The organism is Rhodococcus qingshengii JCM 15477, from assembly GCF_023221595.1.
GTDB lineage: Bacteria > Actinomycetota > Actinomycetes > Mycobacteriales > Mycobacteriaceae > Rhodococcus_F > Rhodococcus_F qingshengii.
This window is the reverse complement of record NZ_CP096568.1, coordinates 19,939-40,448: the sequence shown is the minus strand read 5'-3', so window position 1 is coordinate 40,448 and position 20,510 is coordinate 19,939. Positions and strand designations below refer to the sequence as shown.

Here is a 20,510-nt window from a genome sequence, read left to right as displayed (position 1 = left end):
GACGGGAGGGATATGTCAGCGGTGAATGTGCTCGCGGTGCAACGCTCGTTCGAGACCGTCGATCATGGCACCGAACAAAAGTGCGCCGTCGGAGGCGGTGACGCGGCGTGCATCGTTCACGATGCCGTTAGGCGGTACGGCATCGGCAGGTGTGGGCAACACGTCGTACTGTCGGGGTGCCTGCGACCACGGCGGCGGCGGTTCGCCGACACGGTCGGGATCGAGATGAAGCATGAGGGCCGTCTCCAGCAGACCGCCGTGGTCGGCGGCCCAGTTCACACCGTCAGGGAAGGTCTCGGTCAGAACATCGTCATCGATAAGTTCCCAGGGCGCATCGAAAATGACGCTACGACAGTCTTTCTCAGCGGTAGCTTCTTGAACTGCGTCCCACATCACCGATGCATTCTCGTAGTGGCCGGTAATGACGACCAGTTCTCGAGCTCCGGCTCGAACGATTCCGTCGACCAACTCGGACACCACGGCGAACAGTGTCGGTATTCGCAGTGCGGGTAGTGGGAAGACGTCGCCACCACCCGATCGAGGTCTCGAGGTAGCGCCGTAGGGGAGTACCGGCAGTGCTATCCCGTCGATACGCTCGGCGATCTCGCCGACGACCGCGGTGGCTATCACTGTGTCGGTGTCGACCGGCAAGTGCGGGCCGTGAGCTTCGTAGGACCCGATGGCCAGGACCGCTGCCCGGCCTGCAGCAAAACTCTGCCGAAGTTGTTCCCACGTGGGTGCTTGCGAAATCATGCGGTCTCGGTCCTGTCTTGTTCGAGTGTATTGCGCTGGCCTGGGGACGCGGCCATGCTGGAGGCTTCGTCGAGTGATCTGCCACTGGTTTCCGGCGCCCACAAGACGCACATGACCAATCCCGCGGCGACCACGGCCGCGCCGACCAGCATTGTCGGCCGCGTTCCGATCGACTCCAGCAGGATCGGTAGCAGGAAGGTGCCTGCGGTGGCGCCGATGCGCGTCATCGCCGTTGCGAAACCGACTGCACTGCCGCGGATGTGGGTGGGGAAGAGCTCGTTCGGATACGACCAGGACAACACGTTGGTTGGACCCGACACGAAGGCGTAGAAGCAGAAACATGCGACCACAAGGGCTGCTGCTTCGATCGGGAACACGCTCAGCGCCAATAGCGGCAGGGTCATCAGGGCAAACGAACAGATGTAAAGGCGTCGCCGTCCGACTGTCTCGGCCCACCGGAGTACGGGCAGGCAGCCCACCAGAAAGAGCAGACTGGTCAGTGCCGAGCCGAGGTAGCTGATGTTCCCGTGATCGAGTCCGAACGACAGCAGGATTGTCGGTTCGAAAGTCAAGATCACGAAGAACGCGGTCGTCTGGGCTGTGTACGGCCCGGCTGCGAATGCTGTGCGCCGAATGTAGCGCCTGGAGAACAATTCGCTGAGACGACCTTGGTCCGGTTCATCCGCACCGGCCGCCGCCAACCCGGCAAGCGTCGCCGCGGGTCCGTACACCGTACGCAAAATCTCCAGCGCTTCGTCGCCACGTCCTTTCGAGAGGAGCCAACGCGGGGACTCGGGCATCCCCACGCGCAGCAGCAAGGTGACCACGGCCGGGACCGTGGCGCTGCCGAGAACCCAACGCCACGACGAGTCGCCGGCTCCGGCAACGATGAGATATCCGACGATGTATGCAGTTACAGCGCCTCCAAACCAGGACATCACCAGCATGGCGATGCCCCCAGCACGGGATTTGGTCGGCATCCATTCGGTGACCATGGTCATTGCCAGCGGATAGTCGGCGCCCACCGCCAAGCCCACTATCAGGCGTAGGACGATGAGTTGCCACACATCGGTGACGAAGAACGTCGCGAACGCAGCGATCGCGAACACAGCGAGGTCGATCGTGAACAGCTTGTGGCGGCCGATGCGGTCGCTGAGCCAGCCGAAGATCAAGCTCCCGCCGAAAATTCCGACCAGAGCGGCAGCAGCCATGATGCTCAGCATCACTGGGGACAGCTTGAACTCGTCGCTGATGCCCGGGATGGCGACCGCCATCGAACTCAGTAGAAACCCATCGAGGAAGGTGCCGCCGGCGCACTGAAAGCGCAATTTGCGGTGAAACCCGAGTATGGGCGAATCGTCGATCACGGAACCGGTCTTCATATCAATGCCATCCATTTGTGCGCTAGGCGCCCGTTAGGGCGGATTTGTAAGCATCAGTGTGAACACGCGGCACGTTCTGTGTCAAGCCTCACAACAGACTCACGTCTACCTCGGGAACAGGCGTTACGCATCCGCAAGATTTCGCTAACCAAGTTGCAACTTCACTCCAGGGTGGAGAAATTCATCCTTCTTGTGGAGCTAGCCACTTGACGGACGCCATGGGGAAGGTCACACTTTGGGCGTATAGCGATCACTCGTGCGCTCTGCGCACATCACTCGGAGGTACCAATGGACAACGAAGCAAACGACTTGATGATGGTGGAGATGCTTGAGTGGTGGGGCATTCCGACACTGTTCCGTGCGCCGCACGTCAAGAGTCCCGAAGGCGTCGATATTGCTCTGATCGGTGTTCCACACTCCTCGGGCAACAACACGACTCTCCGCGATCAGCATCACGGGCCCCGCGCAGTGCGCGACATATCGGCCAACGCTCGCCGGTATCACGATGCCTTCGGCTTCATGGCGTGGGACGCAGTCAATGTCGCGGATCTCGGTGACGTCCCGCTACCGGAGTATGCAGACAACGAGAAGAGCATCGAACGGATCAGTACGTACTACGATCGCGTTTTCCGTGCCGGCGCCCGCACCGTGTCTATCGGCGGTGACCACGGAATCACGGGCGGAATCGTGCAAGGCATTGCAGGGGACGAGAACTCTCCTCTGGGAGAGAAGGTGGCACTGCTTCATTTCGATGCTCATACCGATGCGTACGACAGCCTCGATCACTGGCTCGGCGCGAAGAAGTCGGCCGCGAACTGGGCCGCATATCTGGTACACCAGGGCAACGTCGATGCGAGCAAGAGCGTCCAGATCGGTATGCGCGGCAACCCACGCAGCCCGGGATGGCTCGACCGCTCCTACGAACTCGGATACGACGTGGTCACGATGAAGCGCTACCAGGAAGAAGGTGCCGCCAACATCATCGACATGATTCAGAACCGCATCGGCGACACTCCGCTTTACATCACCTTCGACCTGGACTGCCTTGACGCCACCGTCGCCCCCGGGGTTTCCAATATCGAGGCGGGCACGGTCGGATTCACTGTCGACCAGGTGACCGAAATCTTGCGCGCCATGCGTGGGAAGAACGTTGTCGGTGGTGACGTCGTCTGCTTGATGCCCACGCGCGACCTGCCGAGCAAGGTCACCGCGATGGTCGCAGCGGCCATCATGCATGAGATCGTGGCTCTGATCGCCGACCGCAAGGTCAATCACCAGGACTAACGATTAAGCAGGGTGCATCACGACTCGAAGAAACTCTGACGGCTCGGGGTGCCGTAATGGAGCCCATCTCGCCGCCGGCGGCATCGCGACCGCTCAGATTTCGTGAGCCGTGCGAACTGTGACGGCCGCGCTGCGGAACGGTAGCGCCGCGGTTGTCGAACAAGCGCCGTCCTCCAGCCCCAGACGGTGCGTTCTTTGTCGGAAGCGTCGAGCCGTGGTCGCATCACGCCTTCACATAAGGTAAAAACTAAATATTGTGACTCGCCGCTGCCGCCGCGCCACTGGTGCGCCGTCGGAGAGACCGGCTCCGGTTCGAATAGGGGCTTCGCCGTGCTGCGTTCGAGCAGCACGGTAGGGGATGGATTCTTCCCGGCGGGGATTTCTGTACGGTCGCCGGAGTTTTCGGTTCGCCTTCCCTTCTGGGGACGCAATGGTCTGCGGGGGAACGGTATTCGGTCCATATGATTAGGCCGAATACCGTTCCTGTGGGTTACGGTCGGCAGTTGGGGTCCGTTCCGTAGGTGCTGCACCGCGTCGATGTCGAGAAAGCCTGTCGGCGCCGGTATCAGGCGCGCAGCGAGCACGTCTAAGTAGTGCAGTTAAGGGCATTCGAGTCGAAGTGGAATGTCCAAAGAGCAATAGTCACAACAGGTTCCAAGGGTCCGCCGTTTGGTCGCGAAACGGCAACGGTATCAATGATTCATTCCCTGAAATTGTCGACGCGCTCAGTGCTGTGCTCGATCACCGAGAAGTTGTCCGCGACGGCGAGATCGTCGCTCGGGGATCAGATGGTGTGCCGTACTTCTCCATGTGCAGCGCCGACTGCACGTTCTGCACCCCCACCCGCAGCTCCGCAAAGAGGTCGCAACCTCGTAAAGGGTCGGAACCTCGTACTACGTCCTCGACGTCGAAGGTAGGTCGACGACTGAGCTGGAGCACCGTGAACCACTCACCAATCTCAGCCTCAAACATCCGCGCGTCAAAGTGCCAACGGCCCGACCATGTTGAAAGTCGCGAAAAGCACCAATTGGAAACGATAGTGGCTAAATACTTCCTCGGTCTACCAGCCCGACAATCGATCTCGTGATTGTCTGAAGACCCCCGTTGAGGGCCAATTGGGAGGTGGTGTTGTGAGGTTCCACTCTGGACCGGTTGGCGCAGCGGGCGGTGTGGGATAGTCGATCCTCGGTGCCCTGGACGACTCAGGGGCACTGATATATATCGGATACGTCGGTACGAGAATGACCGACCGGCAGCGCCTCGAACTGCGGGACAAGCTTGCGAGCCGGGTCGCGCCGTTTCTGTTCTATTGTGCGCGTTCGGTTTGGACTGGCAGGAGATGCCGTTCGATGATCTGTCGCGATTCTTGAACTCGCTGGTGGAAAACACTCTGCCGGTAGTGCGAGGTAGTTCGCGCCGCGGAGAGCCCGAGGTTTCGTTCGAATGCGACTGCCCACGCGATCATGCCTGCGACCTGTGAGTTCCTGTGATTCGGGGCCGGCCGTGGATGGGCCGTCCGTCCGTGCGTCGATCGATCGGTTTGAGCAGGCCGAAGTATCTGCAGAACCGGGTGCGGGGGGACGGCTGGGGTGGGGTGAGCAGTGTCGTACGGTCTCTGTTCGCCTGTTGAAGTTGTCCGAGTCGGGTGGAGTCCCTCAGAGGTTGGCGTCGGCGGAGATTGCCGCGTTACTCACATGGTGGGGAACGAACGCGAGCGACTTCTGATCGGGTGGTGAGAACGGTGTCACCGCCCGTGCCAGGTTGGTCGCCATCGGCCGACCCATGCGGCCGAGACCGGCGAATCAGATCATCATGATTCTTCTCCTGATCGATGACGGTGATCTGGTAATGGTGCCGTTGCGAATTATATTGTGGGACAAAGAACGTCTGGACCAGCCCTTCGGTGCGGCCAGGTCGTTGCGCACTCGGGCGCGGGAGGCCAATACGCATCGATCCGTTGCAATAATCATTTTGTGCAAGAGGGGCCGCCGTCGATATGCAGTGTTGGGGATGCGTATGACAATGCGTTGATGGAGTCAATCAACAGGCTGTTCAAGACCGAGTGCATGTGGCCCCGTGTTCCATGAGAGCCAGTTCAAGACGATCGCCGATGTTGAGATCGCGGCGGTCGGATGGGTCGATTGGTACGAAATCGGCGGCTGCACTCGAGTCTAAGAATGGTGCCGCCGGTGGAGCTTGAGCAGGTTCATTACGAGGCCCTCAAGGCTGAGTCTGAATCGCACCGGCGAGTCCGGAGACTTTGATGTGCCCCGAGTTTCGTGTAGTCGCGATATTTGACTTCAGGCTACGGGCTGACGTGTGAAGTGTATGTTCTCGAACTCGATCGGGGTCAGCATCCCGAGGGCACTGTGCCGGCGTTGGCGATTGTGGAAGATCTCGAGGTATTCGAACATAGCGTTGGCCAGTTCGATCCTTGTTCTCCATCGTTTCCGGTTCAATAGCTCGGTTTGCATTCGGCCCCAGAAAGATTCGATGACGGCATTGTCATAGCAATCGCCGATCGATCCCATTGACGGGACCAGGCCCGAGTCGTGGGCCCGGCGGGTGAACGCCCAGGATGTGAACTGAACTCCGTGGTCAGAATGTATCAACGTGCCGGGCGTCGGATCCCGATTCGAAATAGCCATTCCCAGAGCGTTCGTCACCAACGTCGCCGTCTGAGAACTGTCAATCGACCAACCGACAACCCGCCTCGAAAACGCGTCCAAGACAACAGCGCAGTAGATTTTTCCTTCGCGCGTGGGATGTTCCGTAATGTCCGTGACCCACAGCTTGTTCGGCTCGTCGCGGGTAAATTTACGGTCCACGAGATCGCTCGCAGTCGGGGTCTGATGCTTGGAGCGCGCACGTTTGTTTCCCGGAAGCCCTTTCACACCAGCAGTTCTCATCAACAACTCGACACAGCCGTGTCCAACAGCAATGCCGTGACCAAGGGTAAGTTCGGCATGAACACGCCGGGCGCCGTAGGTGCCATGCGAGGCGGTGTGAACCTCGGTGATCAGCTGCGTCAACCAGGCATGTCGCAATGAACGTTCCGAGGGTGGCCGGTTTCGCCACTCGTAGAAACCGGACTCGGACACCTCCAGAACCCGGCATGCCGTCTGCACGGGTAGTCCTTCCTTGGCCATCACTTCGATCGCTTCGAACCGCCTTTTGGGAGCACCACCGACTTCAGTAACTCGGTGGACCGTGTGGCAATGGCCAGTTCGGTCTCCAACTGAGCGATGCGGCGGCGGGCAGCGGCGAGTTCCGCGCTCTCGATCGAGCTCAGCCCCGGCTTCTGTCCGGTATCGATGAGCTCCTGATTGCGCCAGTTGTAGATCGTCTGCTCGGTGACATCGAGACCTGAGGCGACCTCGGCAACCGTGCGGCCTGACTTCAACAGATCGAGGACTTTCCGGCGGAACTCGGGTAGATAACGTCGGGGCATCGTGGACCTCTCTCGGGTGCATCAATGCCTGAAGTAAAACAAACGAACTCCGGAAAACTCGGGGTACATCAGTCTCCGGAAACTCCGGTTCGATTCAGTCGCAGCCCGTTTAGGCGCGGCACAGAACCTGGGGCCGTTCAGGCGGCGTTCCGATGAGTGAACCCCGAACCTTGGTCTAAGTAGCGGTGGGGCGCAATACTACGGGAGTCAGCAGCAGCGCCTCGACATATTAAGGAGGTCTGAAAGATGCTCCGCCCAGAACTCTACGCACCGGAAGAATTTTCGTATTCGATTGGCACCGAAGAGGGTCCATTACATTACCTGGACATCGGTACAGGCGATCCGATCCTCCTTATCCATGCATTTGGACCTCAGCCAGGCGTCACTTCCTGGTTGATATACCGCGAGGTAATTGAGGTGCTTTCGAATACAAATCGATGCATCGCAATCGATATGCCAAATTTTGGCCTTTCCGGACCTATCCGATATCACGAGCCGTACCACGATCTGGTTGTACGCGCAGCGGTACGCGTACTCGATCATCTTGGGATCGAACGTTTGCCCGTGATTGGTACGTCAATGGGGGCCACGTCTGCATTGGATATGGCTTTTCAGGCTCCGGACCGAGTCGAGCGACTTGTGATTGGTGCGTGCCACGCGTCAACGGGTGGAGATCCCTATATATTATCGCCGTTTCCATCGGAGGTTCTCCGACTTCATTCGGAGCTGCAATCCGCTCCGGATGATAAAGCTGCCCTCGCTCGACTGCTTCGCGCACTAATGTATGACGAAGATCTTATTACTCCAGAATTAATCCAGAAACTCCACGAATTTCGATGCGCACATCGCGAACATGCGGAGGCTGAACTTGAATCGATCAGTACACCGCACAGCAACCTAAGCCTTCTGTCGCAGATAGATGTACCCGTGAAAATTATACAAGGACGGTTCGACCGCATGGTGCCGATCGAACAGGCCTTGCTTTTAATGAGCTATCTGCCACAGGCTGAGCTCACCATTCTGAACCGCTGCGGCCATTGGCCGCCGGCAGAGCGACCGCAAGAATTCGCGACACTGGTACGCAAGTTCCTACAAGCTGATTGAGGGAGAGGATGGCTATGCGCCCAAGGAGGTATGTGTTGGCGGACAAGGGAGAAGACGAGGTTATGGACTCATCACATGACCGGCGTGATCACGAAGTCGAGTCTGGATGGGTTCGAGTTTGTGCGGCTGTCGACCTCACGCCCGGTGAAGCCGCGGTGGCACCAACACTACCGCCAATCGCTGTCTTCAATGTTGATGGCGAACTGCTTTCCACCGATGACACGTGCACGCATGCAGAATCCTCGCTGGCGGAAGGGTTTATAGAAGGAGATACAGTTGAATGCGAAATGCACTTTGCAAAGTTCTGTATCAGAACGGGCGCCGCTCTGACACGCCCAGCAGTCATCCCGTTGAAAACTTATCCGGTTAGAGTTTCAGACGGGCAAGTATACGTGAGCACTATTCCACTCGGCGAAGATAAAGGACAGGATTAGCAATGGCATACGACTTCGACTCACTGCCATCGAAGATTGACTGGCAGAACGGCCAGATCGCCGCGGACATCTTCATTGAAGAAGAGGTCTATCAGCGAGAGCTGAAGATGCTTTTCAGCCGGGCGTGGCTGTTTCTTGCTCACGACAGCATGATCCCGAATCCCGGCGACTTTCTGAACACGTATATGGGTGGGGACGCCGTCATAGTTGCCCGGCAGAAGGACGGCTCTGTCAAGGCCTACCTTAATGTTTGTCGTCACCGCGGGATGAAGGTGTGTCGAGCCGAGGACGGGAACGCAAAGCGCTTTATGTGCACGTACCACGGGTGGACCTACGATATTTCCGGAGATCTGGTCAATGTTCCCAACGAAAATGACGCCTATTACAACGAACTCGACAAGTCGAAGTTCGGACTCGTCCAGGTGGCGCAGATCGATAGTTATAAAGGGCTGATCTTCGCCACCTTTGACCCGACAGCGCCCCCCCTTCTTGATTACCTTGGGGATTCTACCTTTTATATCGACAGTTGGGTGGATCACACCCCAGGAGGAATCGAAGTTCTGCCTGGCGTTATCAAGTGGACGATTCGAGGAAATTGGAAGATCGCGGCCGAGCAGTTCGCCGGCGACGGTTACCACGTGAACATTACCCATATGAGCTCGCTGGCTCAGATCACCGACACCGACATCTATGATGGCCCTTCGCCTGCGGGTTATATGTACTCATCGAGGCTGGGACATGGGTACGGCTCAATTACTGATCACGCGAACCGATTCACGGATGGCACGTCGTCTTATAAAGAGCAGCGGAGAGCGACTGCGATCGAACGATTGGGACCGGAACGCGTAAACTCCGTGGGAAACTTCACCGTTTTCCCTAATCTGTCGGGTCTGCCGGGGCAAGCAAACTTGCGGGTGTGGCATCCAAAAGGCCCGAACACGTTCGAAATCTGGTCCTGGACGGTGGTCGACAAGGACGCGCCTGAGGAAGTGAAGAAGGCACAGCAACTGTCATCGGTATTGACCGAGGGGGCGGCTGGCACTGTCGAAATTGATGACGGGGAGAACTGGAACCTGATGGGCCAGATGCTTGAGCAGGGGTACCAGACGCGTCAGCTCAATTGGAATTATCAGATGGGCGTGGGGCACGATACGGACAATCACCCAACCCTTCCTGGCACGATCAGTGAGCTCTATATGAATGAGGGTCCCCAAAGAGCCTTCTATCGGCGTTGGTTGGACTTCATGACTAGTAAAGACTGGCCCCACGTATCAGACCCTGCGACACTCGAAGAGGTGCCCGAGCGATGACCGCTGAGATGGAAGAGTCAGAGATTCGAACGACGGCCGACATTCTTCAGAGGCAGTACGATGTTGAGCAATTCTTGTATCTTGAAGCTCAACTCCTTGACGATTGGCATTATCGCGAATGGTTCAACCTGCTGGCAGATGATCTGAGGTATTGGATGCCGGTTCGGAAGAATCGCCTGCGGCGTCAGCGAATTGAGGACGAAGTGGCTCCGCGCGGTATCGAGATGGCGCACTTCGACGATGATAAGAAATCAATGGAAATCCGAATCATGCAGAAGGAGACGGGGAAGCATTGGGCGGAGGAGCCACCGTCGAGGAGTCGGCATCTGGTAACCAATGTTCGCGTTGCCGCCTCGTCTACGGCGCGAGACTTGCTGGACGTGAGGTCGAACTTCATTATTTATCGAAATAGACTTGAGACGGAAGTTGACATTTGGGCCGGCGAGCGGTTCGATGTCCTGCGATGCACCGATGACGGCTTCCAGATCGCTGGACGGACCATCCTGCTTGATCAGAATGTCGTCCTTTCAAAGAATCTCAGTATCTTCTTCTAGCCCCTGGAGCTAGGCTTTCGTAATCGCGAACTTGGCCTCTCAATGAGCACACCTGAACTTCCATTCGGTCTTGGAGGTGGTGGCCGTTGTAGACGAACGAGGGATGGGAATCGCACCTCGGCAACGAACATTGCATGGAAGATTTTGTAAGCCTTAAGTTGCTGGTGGATAGGAGTATTTCAGGTGGATAGGAGTATCTTAATGGTTCCCCGCATATCCCAACTCGCATATGTTGGTTTCCGTGTTGCGGATCTTAATGAGTGGAGAAGTTTCGGTACAGACCTCCTAGGGCTTGAGGTTGCGTCGTCGGATGGCGACGAAGATGTCCTCCGGCTTCGTATGGATGAGCGAGCCTTCCGGATTGAACTCTCTCGAGACGAGTCGGAGTCGTTAGAGCGCGTTGGATGGGAAGTTCCGCTAGAGCGGGATTTCGAAATAATTCTGGATCGGCTGTCCGCGTACGGCGTCAAGGTGATTGAGGGCTCCGCCGACGTAAATAGCAGGAGACATTACGCCCGCACAGCTGCTTTCGTTGACCCGTCCGGAATTCCATCCGAAATCGCCTACTCTCCCATAATCGCTGCCCAACCGTACGCGTCCCCAAGACCTTCTGATGGTTTCGTTGCAGGCGAATTAGGCTTGGGACATCTCTTCCTATACGTAGAGGACGTAACGGTTGCCACCTCGTTCTACTGTGACGTTCTAGGCTTTGAAGTCACCGATTACATCGTCTGGCCAGAGGCTGGAATAGATGCGGTTTTCCTTCGCTGCAATGCACGCCACCACAGCATTGCGCTTGGCAAGGGGCGCCCCGATCAGATCGGGACTCTGGAACACATCATGCTTGAGGCGCGGAGTATCGACGATGTCGGACGGGCCATGGACGCAGTGATTCGTGCAGAAGTGCCCCTATTCTCGACCCTCGGCCGTCATATCAACGATCGCATGCTGTCGTTCTACGCATGTGCCCCATCCGGAATTTTGGTCGAGTACGGCTGTGATGCATTGCAAGTCCCCAACGGTAGTAGTTGGGGGGTTAAGCAGTATACGACGGGTCATACATGGGGCCATAACTTGGTTGGAAATGAAGTATCGCCGTTACCCTTCAGAAGAGCCGATCAATTCAGTGATGCACGGGGTCGGACGTAAGTCGTCATTTATTGGGTCACACCCCTTCTCGAGTTAGCGCTCTAGTGAGTGAGTTGTCGGCTGTTGATGGTGCCGTTGTGCTCAACGCTAAGCTTCAGTCAAAACGCGTCGGGTGCAGCTTGCGCTTTTTACGCCGGTCGTTCGTGTTGGAGCGTGGCGATCGATTGGGGCATTACTCCGGTGGGCGGGGTGATTCACTTCAACTGGGGTGTGCATTTTTCGGGCCCGGGTATACGGCCCCAAAGCGTTGTGACTGGCGGCGGCCCGGACGGATAGAGCCGCCTTCGTGGGTGACTGAGGCCGAGATTCCCCAGACTGCGGACTCTCGTTCGGTCATAGTAGGCGCGGCAGATCGGGCGTGGCTGAGGCGGAGAGGCACATCGCCTTAAGAGGTGTTTGTTGCCGTCGCGCGGCGGTCGTTCGACGTGAATAGAGTTCCTGGACAGGCGGTGACTGGGCATGGCGTAGGTCGCGGCCAGGTGGCGCGGTCGGGGGGTGCTGCCTTTGAGGGCTTCGAGCGAGATGTTGGGCTGTGGTCCCTGGCCCAACGCCGGGCTTCGTGCTTGTGGAAGTGGCGGAAGGGGTTCGACTACCCGGCAGGTTGGTTCAGTCCGATCGGGTGCCCGAGATCGGGAGCCGCGTGACCCCTGAGGTTCGAACGAACGGATCCGAGTCCGACCTGGCTGAAGCTGGGAGGAAACATCGAAGAAGGAGGACGTGTGAGGCGACACCTCGCGATCATCGAGGCAGTTCGCTCCCCGCTCGTGGCGGAGCAGGCCGGAGGACTCCCCGGCAGCACGACCGCCGGCGTCCTCCTACCGCCGGTCGTCGGGGCAATGTTGGCGCGCACTCGCACATGCCCCGCCCAGGTGGACGAGGTGGTCGTGTGCGGCATGTCGAGGAGCGTCGGGATCGGTTTCGGGCCTGAGGCTGTCGACCTGCGGTCCGTGCCGGGTACCGCAGTCCTCGAGGAGCAGGCGCGCCGCGCTTCCGGGGCACTCGCTCTAGTGGCGGCGGTGCGTGCTGCGGACTCCGGGCCGTTGGTGCCCGGACATTCACCGCCGAGCGCGCCGGAGCTCATCGCTGGGGTCGCCGCCAGGTCGACCGCGCGAGCCCTGGCGGCTGCGACGGCGGGGGACTTCGCGGGCCAGATCGTGCCGGTCGCGCTCGGTGGGAGGCTGCTCGATCGGGACCAGATCAGGGCCCTCGACCGCGAGCGCGGGAGCCTCCCGGCCGGCATCGGTGTGGGTCCGGCCCACGGCGGGACTAGCTGCCTCCCTAGCGTTGTGGCGCCGCCGGCGTTTGGCGCAGTAGCCCTGTTGTTGTGCACGGACGACCGTGCGGCCGAACTGGGGTTCCGTCCGCGCGCCAAGGTGCTGGCCGTCGTGAGCGAGCCGAGTACGGCGGCGACGGTGTGGGAGGTGCAGGAACGCGTCACGTCGCGGGCGTTGACCAGGGCCGGTGTTCTCGCTTCCCAGCTGGACCACGTCGAGATCGACGAGCGTTTCGCAGCGGCTCCTGCAGTCTGGATGAGACGGTTCCTCGTGCACGGGGACCTGGTGAACCCCCGGGGTGGCGCCATCGCCCTCGGGACCCCCGGTCACGCCTCCGGGCTTCGGCTCGTCGTGACGCTCCTGCACGGCCTGCGGACGGTCGGGGGAGTGTTCGGCGTGGTCGTTGCACACGAACTCGACGGCACCGTCCGCGCAATCGTTATTGAGCGGACTTTGTAGAGCTGCAGGGAGTCGCCAAAGTCAGATGATTTTGAGCCGCCGTGGGGCGTCGCGGCTGTCATGTCGCAGTTCGGCGGCGGCGTTGATGGCTCTGGTGAGGCGGTCATCAGGCTCGATCCCGTGCCAGGGCAGCCCGGCGAGCTTGCGACGCAGCTGTGACTGGTTGCCGTTCACGGACAGGACCCAGTGCGCGCGACCTGGGCGCAGTCGGCGACGTGCTCCAGCTGGGTGGGATTGCATGGGCGGTAAGCGCCGCACCAGTCAGTTCCATGCTGGTCAGCGTGTCGAGCAGCGGTCAACCGCGGCCGCATCTGCGGCCTGAGATGCGAACACACGCTCACCCCCAACGCAACTCGGGACTTGACACTGACGGATACCGAGGCGGAAGCCGCGGTGGGCGGCATGGGACCATTCTTGAACCAGGGGGGAGGTGCGTGCGGTCGGCACACGGGTGCTGGCGCACCGCTTCCTCTACTTCGACGTCGTCGATGCCCTCGCTGGTGCCGCTCCCAGCAGGCGCTCGGTGACCCGTTCGACCTGGCAACGACGATGGGCACGCTAGTGACCGAGATGCAGTAGGAGCGGATGCGGGGCTACATCGAGAAGGGGTGGGCGGAAAGGCGCCCGGCTGGTGGCCGGGCGGCCTCCCGGACGGCGCCAGGTTCTTTGTATTGCCCCCGATCTTCGCCCACGCGGACAACGTCATGACGAGCGCCCGCGAGGAGATCTTCGGTCTGGTCGGCACCGTGATACCTCGACGACTCCGAAGACGCTGTTTGGATCGCCAACACAACGCATACCGGCACGCTGTGACGATGTGGACGAAGGACGTCACCGCTGCACACTCCCTTGCCGCGCAAGTGCAGGCCGGTGCCGTCTGGGTCAATGGCTGGACCGCGATCGGCGCTGCACTGCCAGGCAAGGGGAGGCATGAAGAACAGCGAGATCGGTAGTGAGCTCGGCTGGAGCGGGGCATCCTCGCTAACACCAAGAAGACGGTAGTCAATGTCGTCCTCTGGACTCGTCTCCGACGAGATCCATGTGACGGGTGGAAGAGCTACAGGTTTCTCGGAGCTGGTAGCTCTCCCACGCCCGCTCACGGGCGGACGGCGCTGCTGACGGCTTGAGGAGTAGAGCGCGGCCCGGAAACGATTCCGGGCGAAGAACATTCACCGGGTTCACTCAGGGGGCGACGGGCCTCCTGGACCAGCTGCAGCACCTCGCGTAAGCGCTTCAGGGCCGCGCGAGTGGCGTCGGGCCGTCCCAGCGCCGTCTGCTGGAATACCAGGCCTTCAAGGGCGGAGAAGATCAAGTGGACAAAGGCCTCGTCTGAATCGATACCTGCTCGCTCGAGCTCGCCGCGTACGGTTTCATGAAACACGGTGTAAATGTCTTCAACGTACGGCCGAAGCTCCGGTTGGCGCCGCGCCTCGAGCATGAGCTCGTACTGGAAAGCCTGTGGGCCGGGATCTTGATCGACTATCTCGGCCAGGCTGGCGAACAGGCTGTCCAGTCGCCCGCTGCCAGCTTCGGTGCTGATGGCCGGGATGCTGGTCTCGAGCGAGTACTCCAGAGCCGCGTGGATCAGAGCATCCCGTGTGCCAAAGTGGTGCGTCACGAGGCCGTGGGTGACTCCCGCCTCCTTCGCCACGGCGCGGTACGTGAGATTCCGCAGTCCCCGCTCCGCCACTATGCGCACGACAGCGGCAAGGAGGGCTGCGCGTCCCTCGCCGTAGGGAAGTGCGCGATCCGTTGGCGCGGCGTCGGCTGCGGACATGTCACCTCATCTCTCCGGGGAGTGCGACGGTACACCCACCGTAGCTCGCGGTCTCGAAGCTCATGCTCGGAAAGGGTTCGTAAATCAGAGTAAGGCGAAGCTAGTCTACTGCAATAGAAATTACCCCCATTAATTATTGACCTGTTTAGTGGTGTTCGGGTTGACCTTGGCCAGGTAGTCGGCGAGAGACTCGAGGATCTCGTCGGCGGTCTTGGTCCAGCGGAAGGGGCGGGGATTGTCGTTCCATTCGTCGATCCACGCGGCGATGTCCTTTTCAAGAACTTCGACCGAGGTGTGAACGCCGCGGCGGATGAGTTTGGCGGTGAGCAGGCCGAACCAGCGTTCGACCTGATTCATCCAACTCGAACCGGTCGGGGTGAAGTGGACGTGGAAGCGGGGATGTCGGGCCAGCCACGCCTTGATCTCGGGAGTGTTGTGGGTGGGGCAGTTGTCGCACACCAGATGCACGTCGAGTTGACAGGGTACAGCCTTGTCGATGGTGGTCAGGAACTTACGGAATTCGACGGCGCGGTGGCGGCGGTGCAGGGCGCTGATGACGGTGCCGTCGGCGATGTCGAACGCCGCGTACAGGCTGGTGATGCTGTGACGGAGATAGTCGTGGGTGCCGCATTGCGGAGTGTCGGGCATGATCGGAGGTCGCGACCGGTCGAAAGGCTGGATCTGGGACTTCTCATCGACGCAGAGCGCGACTGCCTTCTCCGCCGGATTATGGTACAAGCCAACAACATCGACCACTTTCTCAATGAATACCGGGTCGGTGGACAACTTGAACGAGTCCTGCAGATGCGGTTTGAGGTCGAACTTGCGCCAGATCCGGCCGATGGTCGATTTCGACAGACCGGTCCGCTCCGCCATCGCCGCCCGCGACCAGTGAGTGCCCCTACCAGGCGTCGATTCCAAGGTCGCGATGACCACGTCTTCGACCTGGTCGAGCAGGATCGACGGCGGCCGACCGAGCCGGGGCTCGTCAGCCAGCCCGCCGAGCCGGCCGGTGATGAATCGCTGCCGCCACCGATCGACGGTCGACTCGTCGACACCGAGATCGATGGCGGTTTGCTTGTTCGTCCTGCCCTCGGCGCAACGCAGCACGATCTTGGCTCGCATCGCAAGGCGCTGAGCGGTTTTCGCGCTTCGTGCCCACGCTGCTAGCTGCGCGCGTTCGTCGTCGTTCAGCGCCAACTCTGGCTTCGGGCGTCCGCTGCGCCCGGCATCGGCCAGTCCGTCGAGCCGGTCGGCGGCGAACTTGCGTCGCCATTTCGCCACCGTCGCCACCGCGGCATTGAGATCGCGTGCCACGCCGGCGTTCGACGCACCTTCGGCGCAGGCCAACACGATGCGTGCCCGTTCGGACTGTCGCCGGTCCGCCGACTCGGCTCTACGTGTCAGCTCGGCGCGCTCGGCCGAGGACAAGGTGATCTCGACTGCCGAAGGTCCACGACGTGACATAAAACCAAGCATAAATTAACTGGCGAAATTTCTAGTGCAGAATACTAGGCACTTGACTAGTTTGCCGCGTTGCATCATTGTGTGTGTCGTGGCACACGAGATAGAGACGAAAAGAACCGGGCCGCAAGTCTCAACATCCGAGACCGCAACCTGAAGGTCTCTTTTGTCGCCCCCATGGCGCCCCTGGCGGGGATTCGCAAAGGGAGTTAGGCCATGGAAGGCGCTTTCCACTGAATGATGGGAGAAGTTTGTTATGGCAGATCAACTAGAGTCGGCTCAAGTAACGGAACTCGTGAAACTCGTGCACAGCAAGGCGGTCTCCCCTGTTGAGCTGAGCGAGCTATTCCTCGACCGGATTGGTGCATACGACGGGCGCATCGGTGCCTTTTGTACAGTCGACGAAGATCAAGTTCGCGAGCAGGCTAGGCGTGCCGAGCAGGCTCAAATGCGCGGCGACATGGGCCCGTTGCACGGAGTCCCTCTCGGAGTAAAAGATTTAATTTTCACCCGCGATCTGCGCACCACCGGCGGATCGGAAATATATTCGGGGTTCATCCCTGATGAGGACGACGTCGTTGTGGAGCGTGTGCGGCGCGCCGGTGCTGTCATCCTCGGCAAGACGAACACTGCAGAGTTTGGATTCTCGGCCAATCAGACGGCCAACAAACTATTTGGAGCGACGCGCAACCCCTGGGATCTCGATCGGTCGCCCGGTGGCTCAAGTGGTGGTTCAGCTGCTGCCGTGGCGGCTGGACTCGCGCCCGCCGCGATCGCCAGCGACGGGGGCGGTTCGGTTCGTATCCCCAGCAGCTTATGTGGCCTGTACGGGATCAAGCCCACATTTGGCAGGATTCCCCTGTATCCAGGGTGCCGAGATGGCCGATTCCCTGGTCTGAACGGTTGGGAGTCATTAGAGCACATCGGGCCGATGACACGCTCCGTGGCTGACGCGGCCCTCCTCATGGACGTAATGAGCGGTCCGGACTCGCGGGACCGTCACTCGCTTCGCTTCCCCAACAGTCCCAGCCACTTCTTGCGACAGCTAGCCGAGGACAAACGTGACCTAAGCGGGCTTAGGATCGCCTGGTCGAGCGACTGGGCCGGCGAAGAGCAGGTATCTCCGGACGTCCGCAGCGCCTTCGAAAGGGCAGTGATACAACTGCAGTCGCTGGGGTGCGAGGTTTTCGAGGACGCGCCGGACAGGCCAGCCTCGCGAGACACCCTCGGAGCGCTCGTTGCCCTGGATGCGGATCCAGGAGCTCTCAGAGATCTCGTGGAGAAGTACGAGGCCGACGTGAGTCCGCGTTTCAAAAGCATGCTGAGCAAGGACTGGTCATACCTCGAACTTGCGAACGCGACGCGCATGCGCCAGGCGATGTACGCGTCGGCGTCTGAGTTCTTCCGGCGCTATGACGCCTTCGTGACGCCGACGGTCCCGTTCACCGCGCTTCCATTGGGCGCTGAAGGGCCGGAGTCCTTCGACTGTTCGCGCGGGGGAGAGGCGGCTCGCGCCATTATTGGCTTCTGCTATCCCTTCAACATCACAGGAAATCCCGCCGCGAGCATCCCATGCGGGCTCGATACCGAGGGTCTTCCCATTGGGATGCAGATCGTTGCGGACTTGAATCGCGATGACCTTGTCCTTCGAGTCTCAGCCGCATATGAGAGCCAGTCCCCTTTGATAGGGACCCCAGCCGGAGCCGTGCCTGGATTCGGCGCGTAACCGAGTAGCGCAAGTGAAATGGTAGATCAGTCCAGCCAGAAGGGGCGGGCAGACAAGTGAGTACCGCTGTCAATCTGAACATACCGGGGTGCGCCCAAAGCCAGGGCGCGTATGCCGCCGAGACGGTCATCGGGAAGGTTCGGCATATCGTAGAAACATTGTCGGCTCACCCCTCGCTCCGACTGTCGGAACTCGCTCAAGAGGCCGGACTAGCGAAGGCGACGGTCCACCGACTGTGTGGCGACCTGGTCGACTGGGGGATCGTGAAGCGTATCGGGGACGGGAGATACGCGCTCGGGGACCGCCTGGGGGAACTGGGTGGCCTGGTTCGTTTACCTGGTTCGTTTGGTGATCTCGCTCAGTGCCATGCCGCTGATCTCTTCGCCAGGTTCAAGACGGTGGTAGGGGTGTCTGTGCTCGAAGAAGCACAAGTCCGTTGCATCGCGCGGGTCTCTGGGACGTCATACGGCCACGTCGGATGGATGAACACTGGTGGCCGCATGCCGATTCATTGCACAGCATCGGGCAAGGCCATCATGGCATTTAGTTCGAGAGAACTGTTTACGCAGGTGACATCGCAGCCGCTCGAAGCTCTGACGCCCGCCACCATCATCGCGCCCCGAGAATTGGCGCTACAGATGCAAGGCATCCGCAGGAACGGCTATTCGCTAGTGAGAGACGAGGTCTGCACCGGCTCGACGTCAATCGGGGTGCCGATCGTCGATCATCTGAGGAGGACCGTGGCGGCCTTCGAGATGGAGCTCCCGCTCAAGGGCGCGAGCATCCCCGAAGTTGAACGGTTGCTGAAGATACACGCGGCTCGATTCGGAGCAGACCTCTCAAGCCGCATGCTGCAGGGACGGCAAACGATGGTGCCGCACCGTTCCATACATGCGACCGTTGCAATCGGTTAAGTGCCCTATGAGTCAGGGCAGCGCGTGGTGGATTGGCGCGAGATGACCTGTCCTGTCGGCCGTGCAAGTCACTGCACACCATGTCATTCGTTCGATCTGAGAGGGAGCAACATTGTCTTCGTACATTTCTGACGTCGTCATCGTTGGTGCAAGTCTTGCCGGCGGGCGAACTGCGGAAGCTCTGCGGAGTCGAGGATTCGACGGGCGGATCGTGCTAGCCGGACGAGAGCCATACCCACCCTACGAGCGGCCCGCGCTCTCCAAAGAGTTCCTAACCAAGGGCGTGCCACCCGAGGATTTGCAGCTTCGACCCCAAGGACAATGGAGGGACCTAGACATAGAGCTCATCACCGGCGAGGGGGTCGAGGCGGTCTCGGTCAGCGAGGGCTGCTTGGAGCTCACTTCCGGCCGCCGCTTGACGGCGGATCGTCTGGTGCTGTGCACGGGCGGCCGGAGTCGACCGCTCGGCATCGCCGGCGAACGGCTGCCTGGGGTCTATCACCTCCGGGACATCGCAGATGCAGAAGCTCTGAGGTCGGTGCTCCATGAGCGTGCGCGCGTCGTCATCGTGGGAGGCGGCTTCGTAGGGGCCGAAACAGCTGCTAGCGCAGCGACTTTAGGGTGTGATGTGACGATTCTCGAGGTCGGGCCTACTCTAATGATTCGGGGTCTGGGCGTGCGGTGGGGAACCCTTGTGGCGGAGGAGCACCGCCGGCAGGGTGTGACGGTGCGGACGGACACCTCGGTTCGCCAATTCCTTGGTCGCGACAGGGTTCACGGTGTTGAGCTGGCCGACGGAGAACGCATTGACGCGGATGTCGTCATCGTCGGCGTTGGTATGACGCCCGCGGTCGAGCTGGCCCTGGACGCTTCGCTGGCGATCGACAATGGGATCGTGGTGGACGAAGGTGGCCGCACCAGCAATCCCCACGTCTTCGCGGCGGGAGATGTGACTAATCAACCTGGCTGGCGCGGTATCGGACGTCGACGGCTGGAGTCGTTCCAGAACGCTCAGGATCAGGCCGAGTCGGTAGCTGCCGCGCTGCTCGGTCAGCCCTTGCCTGAGCGCGACGTGCCGTGGTTCTGGTCGGACCAGTTCGAGTACAACATTCAAACCGCCGGGCACCTCGCGACCGATGGCGAGCTCGTCCTACGGGGAGCTGAGGACAGTTCCTCGTTCACGGCGTTCCATCTCCGCGAGGGCGTACTGAGTGGTGTGTTCGCGATAAACGGCGGACGCGACGTACGAGGCGCGATGCGCCTCATCGCCTCTGGTCAGCAGCTTGATGCCGCGAGCCTGGCCGACCCTTCGGTCGACCTCCGGCACCTGGTTGCGGCCCGTTAATATGCTCGACGAGCCGCTGTCTGGAGCAAATCGCTCTCCTTGCGGACGTCAAGTCCTCTTCTCCTCCCTTCCAACGACGCCCCTCCGATTCGGCTATGCGCGTGTCACACCAAGAGGTGCGTCCGGCCGA

General features: G+C 60.2%; 16 protein-coding genes and 1 pseudogene. 11 read left to right on the top strand and 6 right to left on the bottom strand.

What is annotated here, in order from left to right; all coding sequences use genetic code 11:
• Window positions 1-15: 15 nt before the first annotated feature.
• Window positions 16-753, bottom strand: coding sequence for a creatininase family protein (locus M0639_RS33760; RefSeq protein ID WP_076949043.1), 738 nt, complete (start codon window positions 751-753; stop codon window positions 16-18).
• Window positions 750-2,135: an MFS transporter gene (locus tag M0639_RS33755; protein WP_076949044.1), complete on the bottom strand. Its 1,386-nt coding sequence runs from the start codon at window positions 2,133-2,135 to the stop codon at window positions 750-752. The genes M0639_RS33760 and M0639_RS33755 overlap by 4 nt, the downstream gene beginning before the upstream one ends.
• A gap of 288 nt (window positions 2,136-2,423) precedes the next feature.
• Between M0639_RS33755 and M0639_RS33750 the strand changes: the two genes are divergently transcribed.
• Entirely contained in the window at window positions 2,424-3,419 is a 996-nt protein-coding gene (locus M0639_RS33750) for an arginase family protein (protein WP_076949045.1), read from the top strand.
• A 2,300-nt stretch (window positions 3,420-5,719) separates the two neighbouring features.
• On the opposite strand, the pseudogene M0639_RS33745 reads toward M0639_RS33750, so the two are convergent.
• Window positions 5,720-6,870 (bottom strand): annotated as a pseudogene (locus M0639_RS33745) (IS3 family transposase).
• 246 nt (window positions 6,871-7,116) lie between these two features.
• Here M0639_RS33745 and M0639_RS33740 point away from each other — a divergent pair.
• From M0639_RS33740 to M0639_RS33715, 6 genes are all read left to right on the top strand, one after another.
• A complete protein-coding gene (locus tag M0639_RS33740; RefSeq protein WP_083745056.1) occupies window positions 7,117-7,974 on the top strand; it encodes an alpha/beta fold hydrolase in 858 nt (285 codons plus the stop codon).
• Window positions 7,975-8,009: 35 nt separating this feature from the next.
• Window positions 8,010-8,408 carry a bifunctional 3-phenylpropionate/cinnamic acid dioxygenase ferredoxin subunit gene (locus tag M0639_RS33735; protein WP_228233147.1) on the top strand — a complete coding sequence of 133 codons (399 nt, stop codon included), beginning with the start codon at window positions 8,010-8,012 and terminating at the stop codon, window positions 8,406-8,408.
• Window positions 8,409-8,410: 2 nt separating this feature from the next.
• Window positions 8,411-9,718, top strand: a complete 1,308-nt coding sequence (locus M0639_RS33730; RefSeq protein WP_076949050.1) for an aromatic ring-hydroxylating dioxygenase subunit alpha — start codon at window positions 8,411-8,413, stop codon at window positions 9,716-9,718.
• Window positions 9,715-10,272: a 3-phenylpropionate/cinnamic acid dioxygenase subunit beta gene (locus tag M0639_RS33725; protein WP_076949051.1), complete on the top strand. Its 558-nt coding sequence runs from the start codon at window positions 9,715-9,717 to the stop codon at window positions 10,270-10,272. The genes M0639_RS33730 and M0639_RS33725 overlap by 4 nt, the downstream gene beginning before the upstream one ends.
• 183 nt (window positions 10,273-10,455) lie before the next feature.
• Window positions 10,456-11,421, top strand: coding sequence for a VOC family protein (locus M0639_RS33720; protein WP_076949052.1), 966 nt, complete (start codon window positions 10,456-10,458; stop codon window positions 11,419-11,421).
• A gap of 719 nt (window positions 11,422-12,140) precedes the next feature.
• Window positions 12,141-13,154 (top strand): beta-ketoacyl-[acyl-carrier-protein] synthase family protein, encoded by a 1,014-nt coding sequence (locus M0639_RS33715; RefSeq protein WP_076949053.1) that lies wholly within the window; start codon window positions 12,141-12,143, stop codon window positions 13,152-13,154.
• A gap of 21 nt (window positions 13,155-13,175) precedes the next feature.
• On the opposite strand, the gene M0639_RS33710 is transcribed toward M0639_RS33715, so the two are convergent.
• Complete coding sequence (locus M0639_RS33710; protein WP_179090813.1) at window positions 13,176-13,328, bottom strand: hypothetical protein; 153 nt, start codon at window positions 13,326-13,328, stop codon at window positions 13,176-13,178.
• A 434-nt stretch (window positions 13,329-13,762) separates the two neighbouring features.
• Here M0639_RS33710 and M0639_RS33705 point away from each other — a divergent pair, with 434 nt between their 5' ends.
• Window positions 13,763-14,107: an aldehyde dehydrogenase family protein gene (locus tag M0639_RS33705; RefSeq protein WP_076949054.1), complete on the top strand. Its 345-nt coding sequence runs from the start codon at window positions 13,763-13,765 to the stop codon at window positions 14,105-14,107.
• A 143-nt stretch (window positions 14,108-14,250) separates the two neighbouring features.
• On the opposite strand, the gene M0639_RS33700 is transcribed toward M0639_RS33705, so the two are convergent.
• Together M0639_RS33700 and M0639_RS33695 are read right to left on the bottom strand one after the other, a co-directional pair.
• Window positions 14,251-14,931 carry a TetR/AcrR family transcriptional regulator gene (locus tag M0639_RS33700; protein WP_076949055.1) on the bottom strand — a complete coding sequence of 227 codons (681 nt, stop codon included), beginning with the start codon at window positions 14,929-14,931 and terminating at the stop codon, window positions 14,251-14,253.
• Between the two features lie 129 nt (window positions 14,932-15,060).
• Window positions 15,061-16,398 carry an IS630 family transposase gene (locus M0639_RS33695; protein WP_076949056.1) on the bottom strand — a complete coding sequence of 446 codons (1,338 nt, stop codon included), beginning with the start codon at window positions 16,396-16,398 and terminating at the stop codon, window positions 15,061-15,063.
• A gap of 253 nt (window positions 16,399-16,651) precedes the next feature.
• Between M0639_RS33695 and M0639_RS33690 the strand changes: the two genes are divergently transcribed.
• The 3 genes from M0639_RS33690 to M0639_RS33680 all read left to right on the top strand — a co-directional run bounded on the left by M0639_RS33690 (window position 16,652) and on the right by M0639_RS33680 (window position 20,380).
• Window positions 16,652-18,121, top strand: coding sequence for an amidase (locus M0639_RS33690; RefSeq protein WP_076949057.1), 1,470 nt, complete (start codon window positions 16,652-16,654; stop codon window positions 18,119-18,121).
• Between the two features lie 56 nt (window positions 18,122-18,177).
• Window positions 18,178-19,035, top strand: a complete 858-nt coding sequence (locus tag M0639_RS33685; protein ID WP_076949058.1) for an IclR family transcriptional regulator — start codon at window positions 18,178-18,180, stop codon at window positions 19,033-19,035.
• Between the two features lie 112 nt (window positions 19,036-19,147).
• Window positions 19,148-20,380 (top strand): NAD(P)/FAD-dependent oxidoreductase, encoded by a 1,233-nt coding sequence (locus M0639_RS33680; RefSeq protein ID WP_083745057.1) that lies wholly within the window; start codon window positions 19,148-19,150, stop codon window positions 20,378-20,380.
• The last annotated feature ends 130 nt before the right edge of the window (window positions 20,381-20,510 follow it).

Coding starts and splice junctions, on each gene's coding strand:
- M0639_RS33725 (WP_076949051.1), top strand. CDS start 9,715: ATGACCGCTGAGATGGAAGAGTCAGAGATTCGAACGACGGCCGACATT.
- M0639_RS33740 (WP_083745056.1), top strand. CDS start 7,117: ATGCTCCGCCCAGAACTCTACGCACCGGAAGAATTTTCGTATTCGATT.
- M0639_RS33690 (WP_076949057.1), top strand. CDS start 16,652: ATGGCAGATCAACTAGAGTCGGCTCAAGTAACGGAACTCGTGAAACTC.
- M0639_RS33760 (WP_076949043.1), bottom strand. CDS start 753: ATGATTTCGCAAGCACCCACGTGGGAACAACTTCGGCAGAGTTTTGCT.
- M0639_RS33695 (WP_076949056.1), bottom strand. CDS start 16,398: ATGTCACGTCGTGGACCTTCGGCAGTCGAGATCACCTTGTCCTCGGCC.
- M0639_RS33750 (WP_076949045.1), top strand. CDS start 2,424: ATGGACAACGAAGCAAACGACTTGATGATGGTGGAGATGCTTGAGTGG.
- M0639_RS33730 (WP_076949050.1), top strand. CDS start 8,411: ATGGCATACGACTTCGACTCACTGCCATCGAAGATTGACTGGCAGAAC.
- M0639_RS33700 (WP_076949055.1), bottom strand. CDS start 14,931: ATGTCCGCAGCCGACGCCGCGCCAACGGATCGCGCACTTCCCTACGGC.
- M0639_RS33755 (WP_076949044.1), bottom strand. CDS start 2,135: ATGAAGACCGGTTCCGTGATCGACGATTCGCCCATACTCGGGTTTCAC.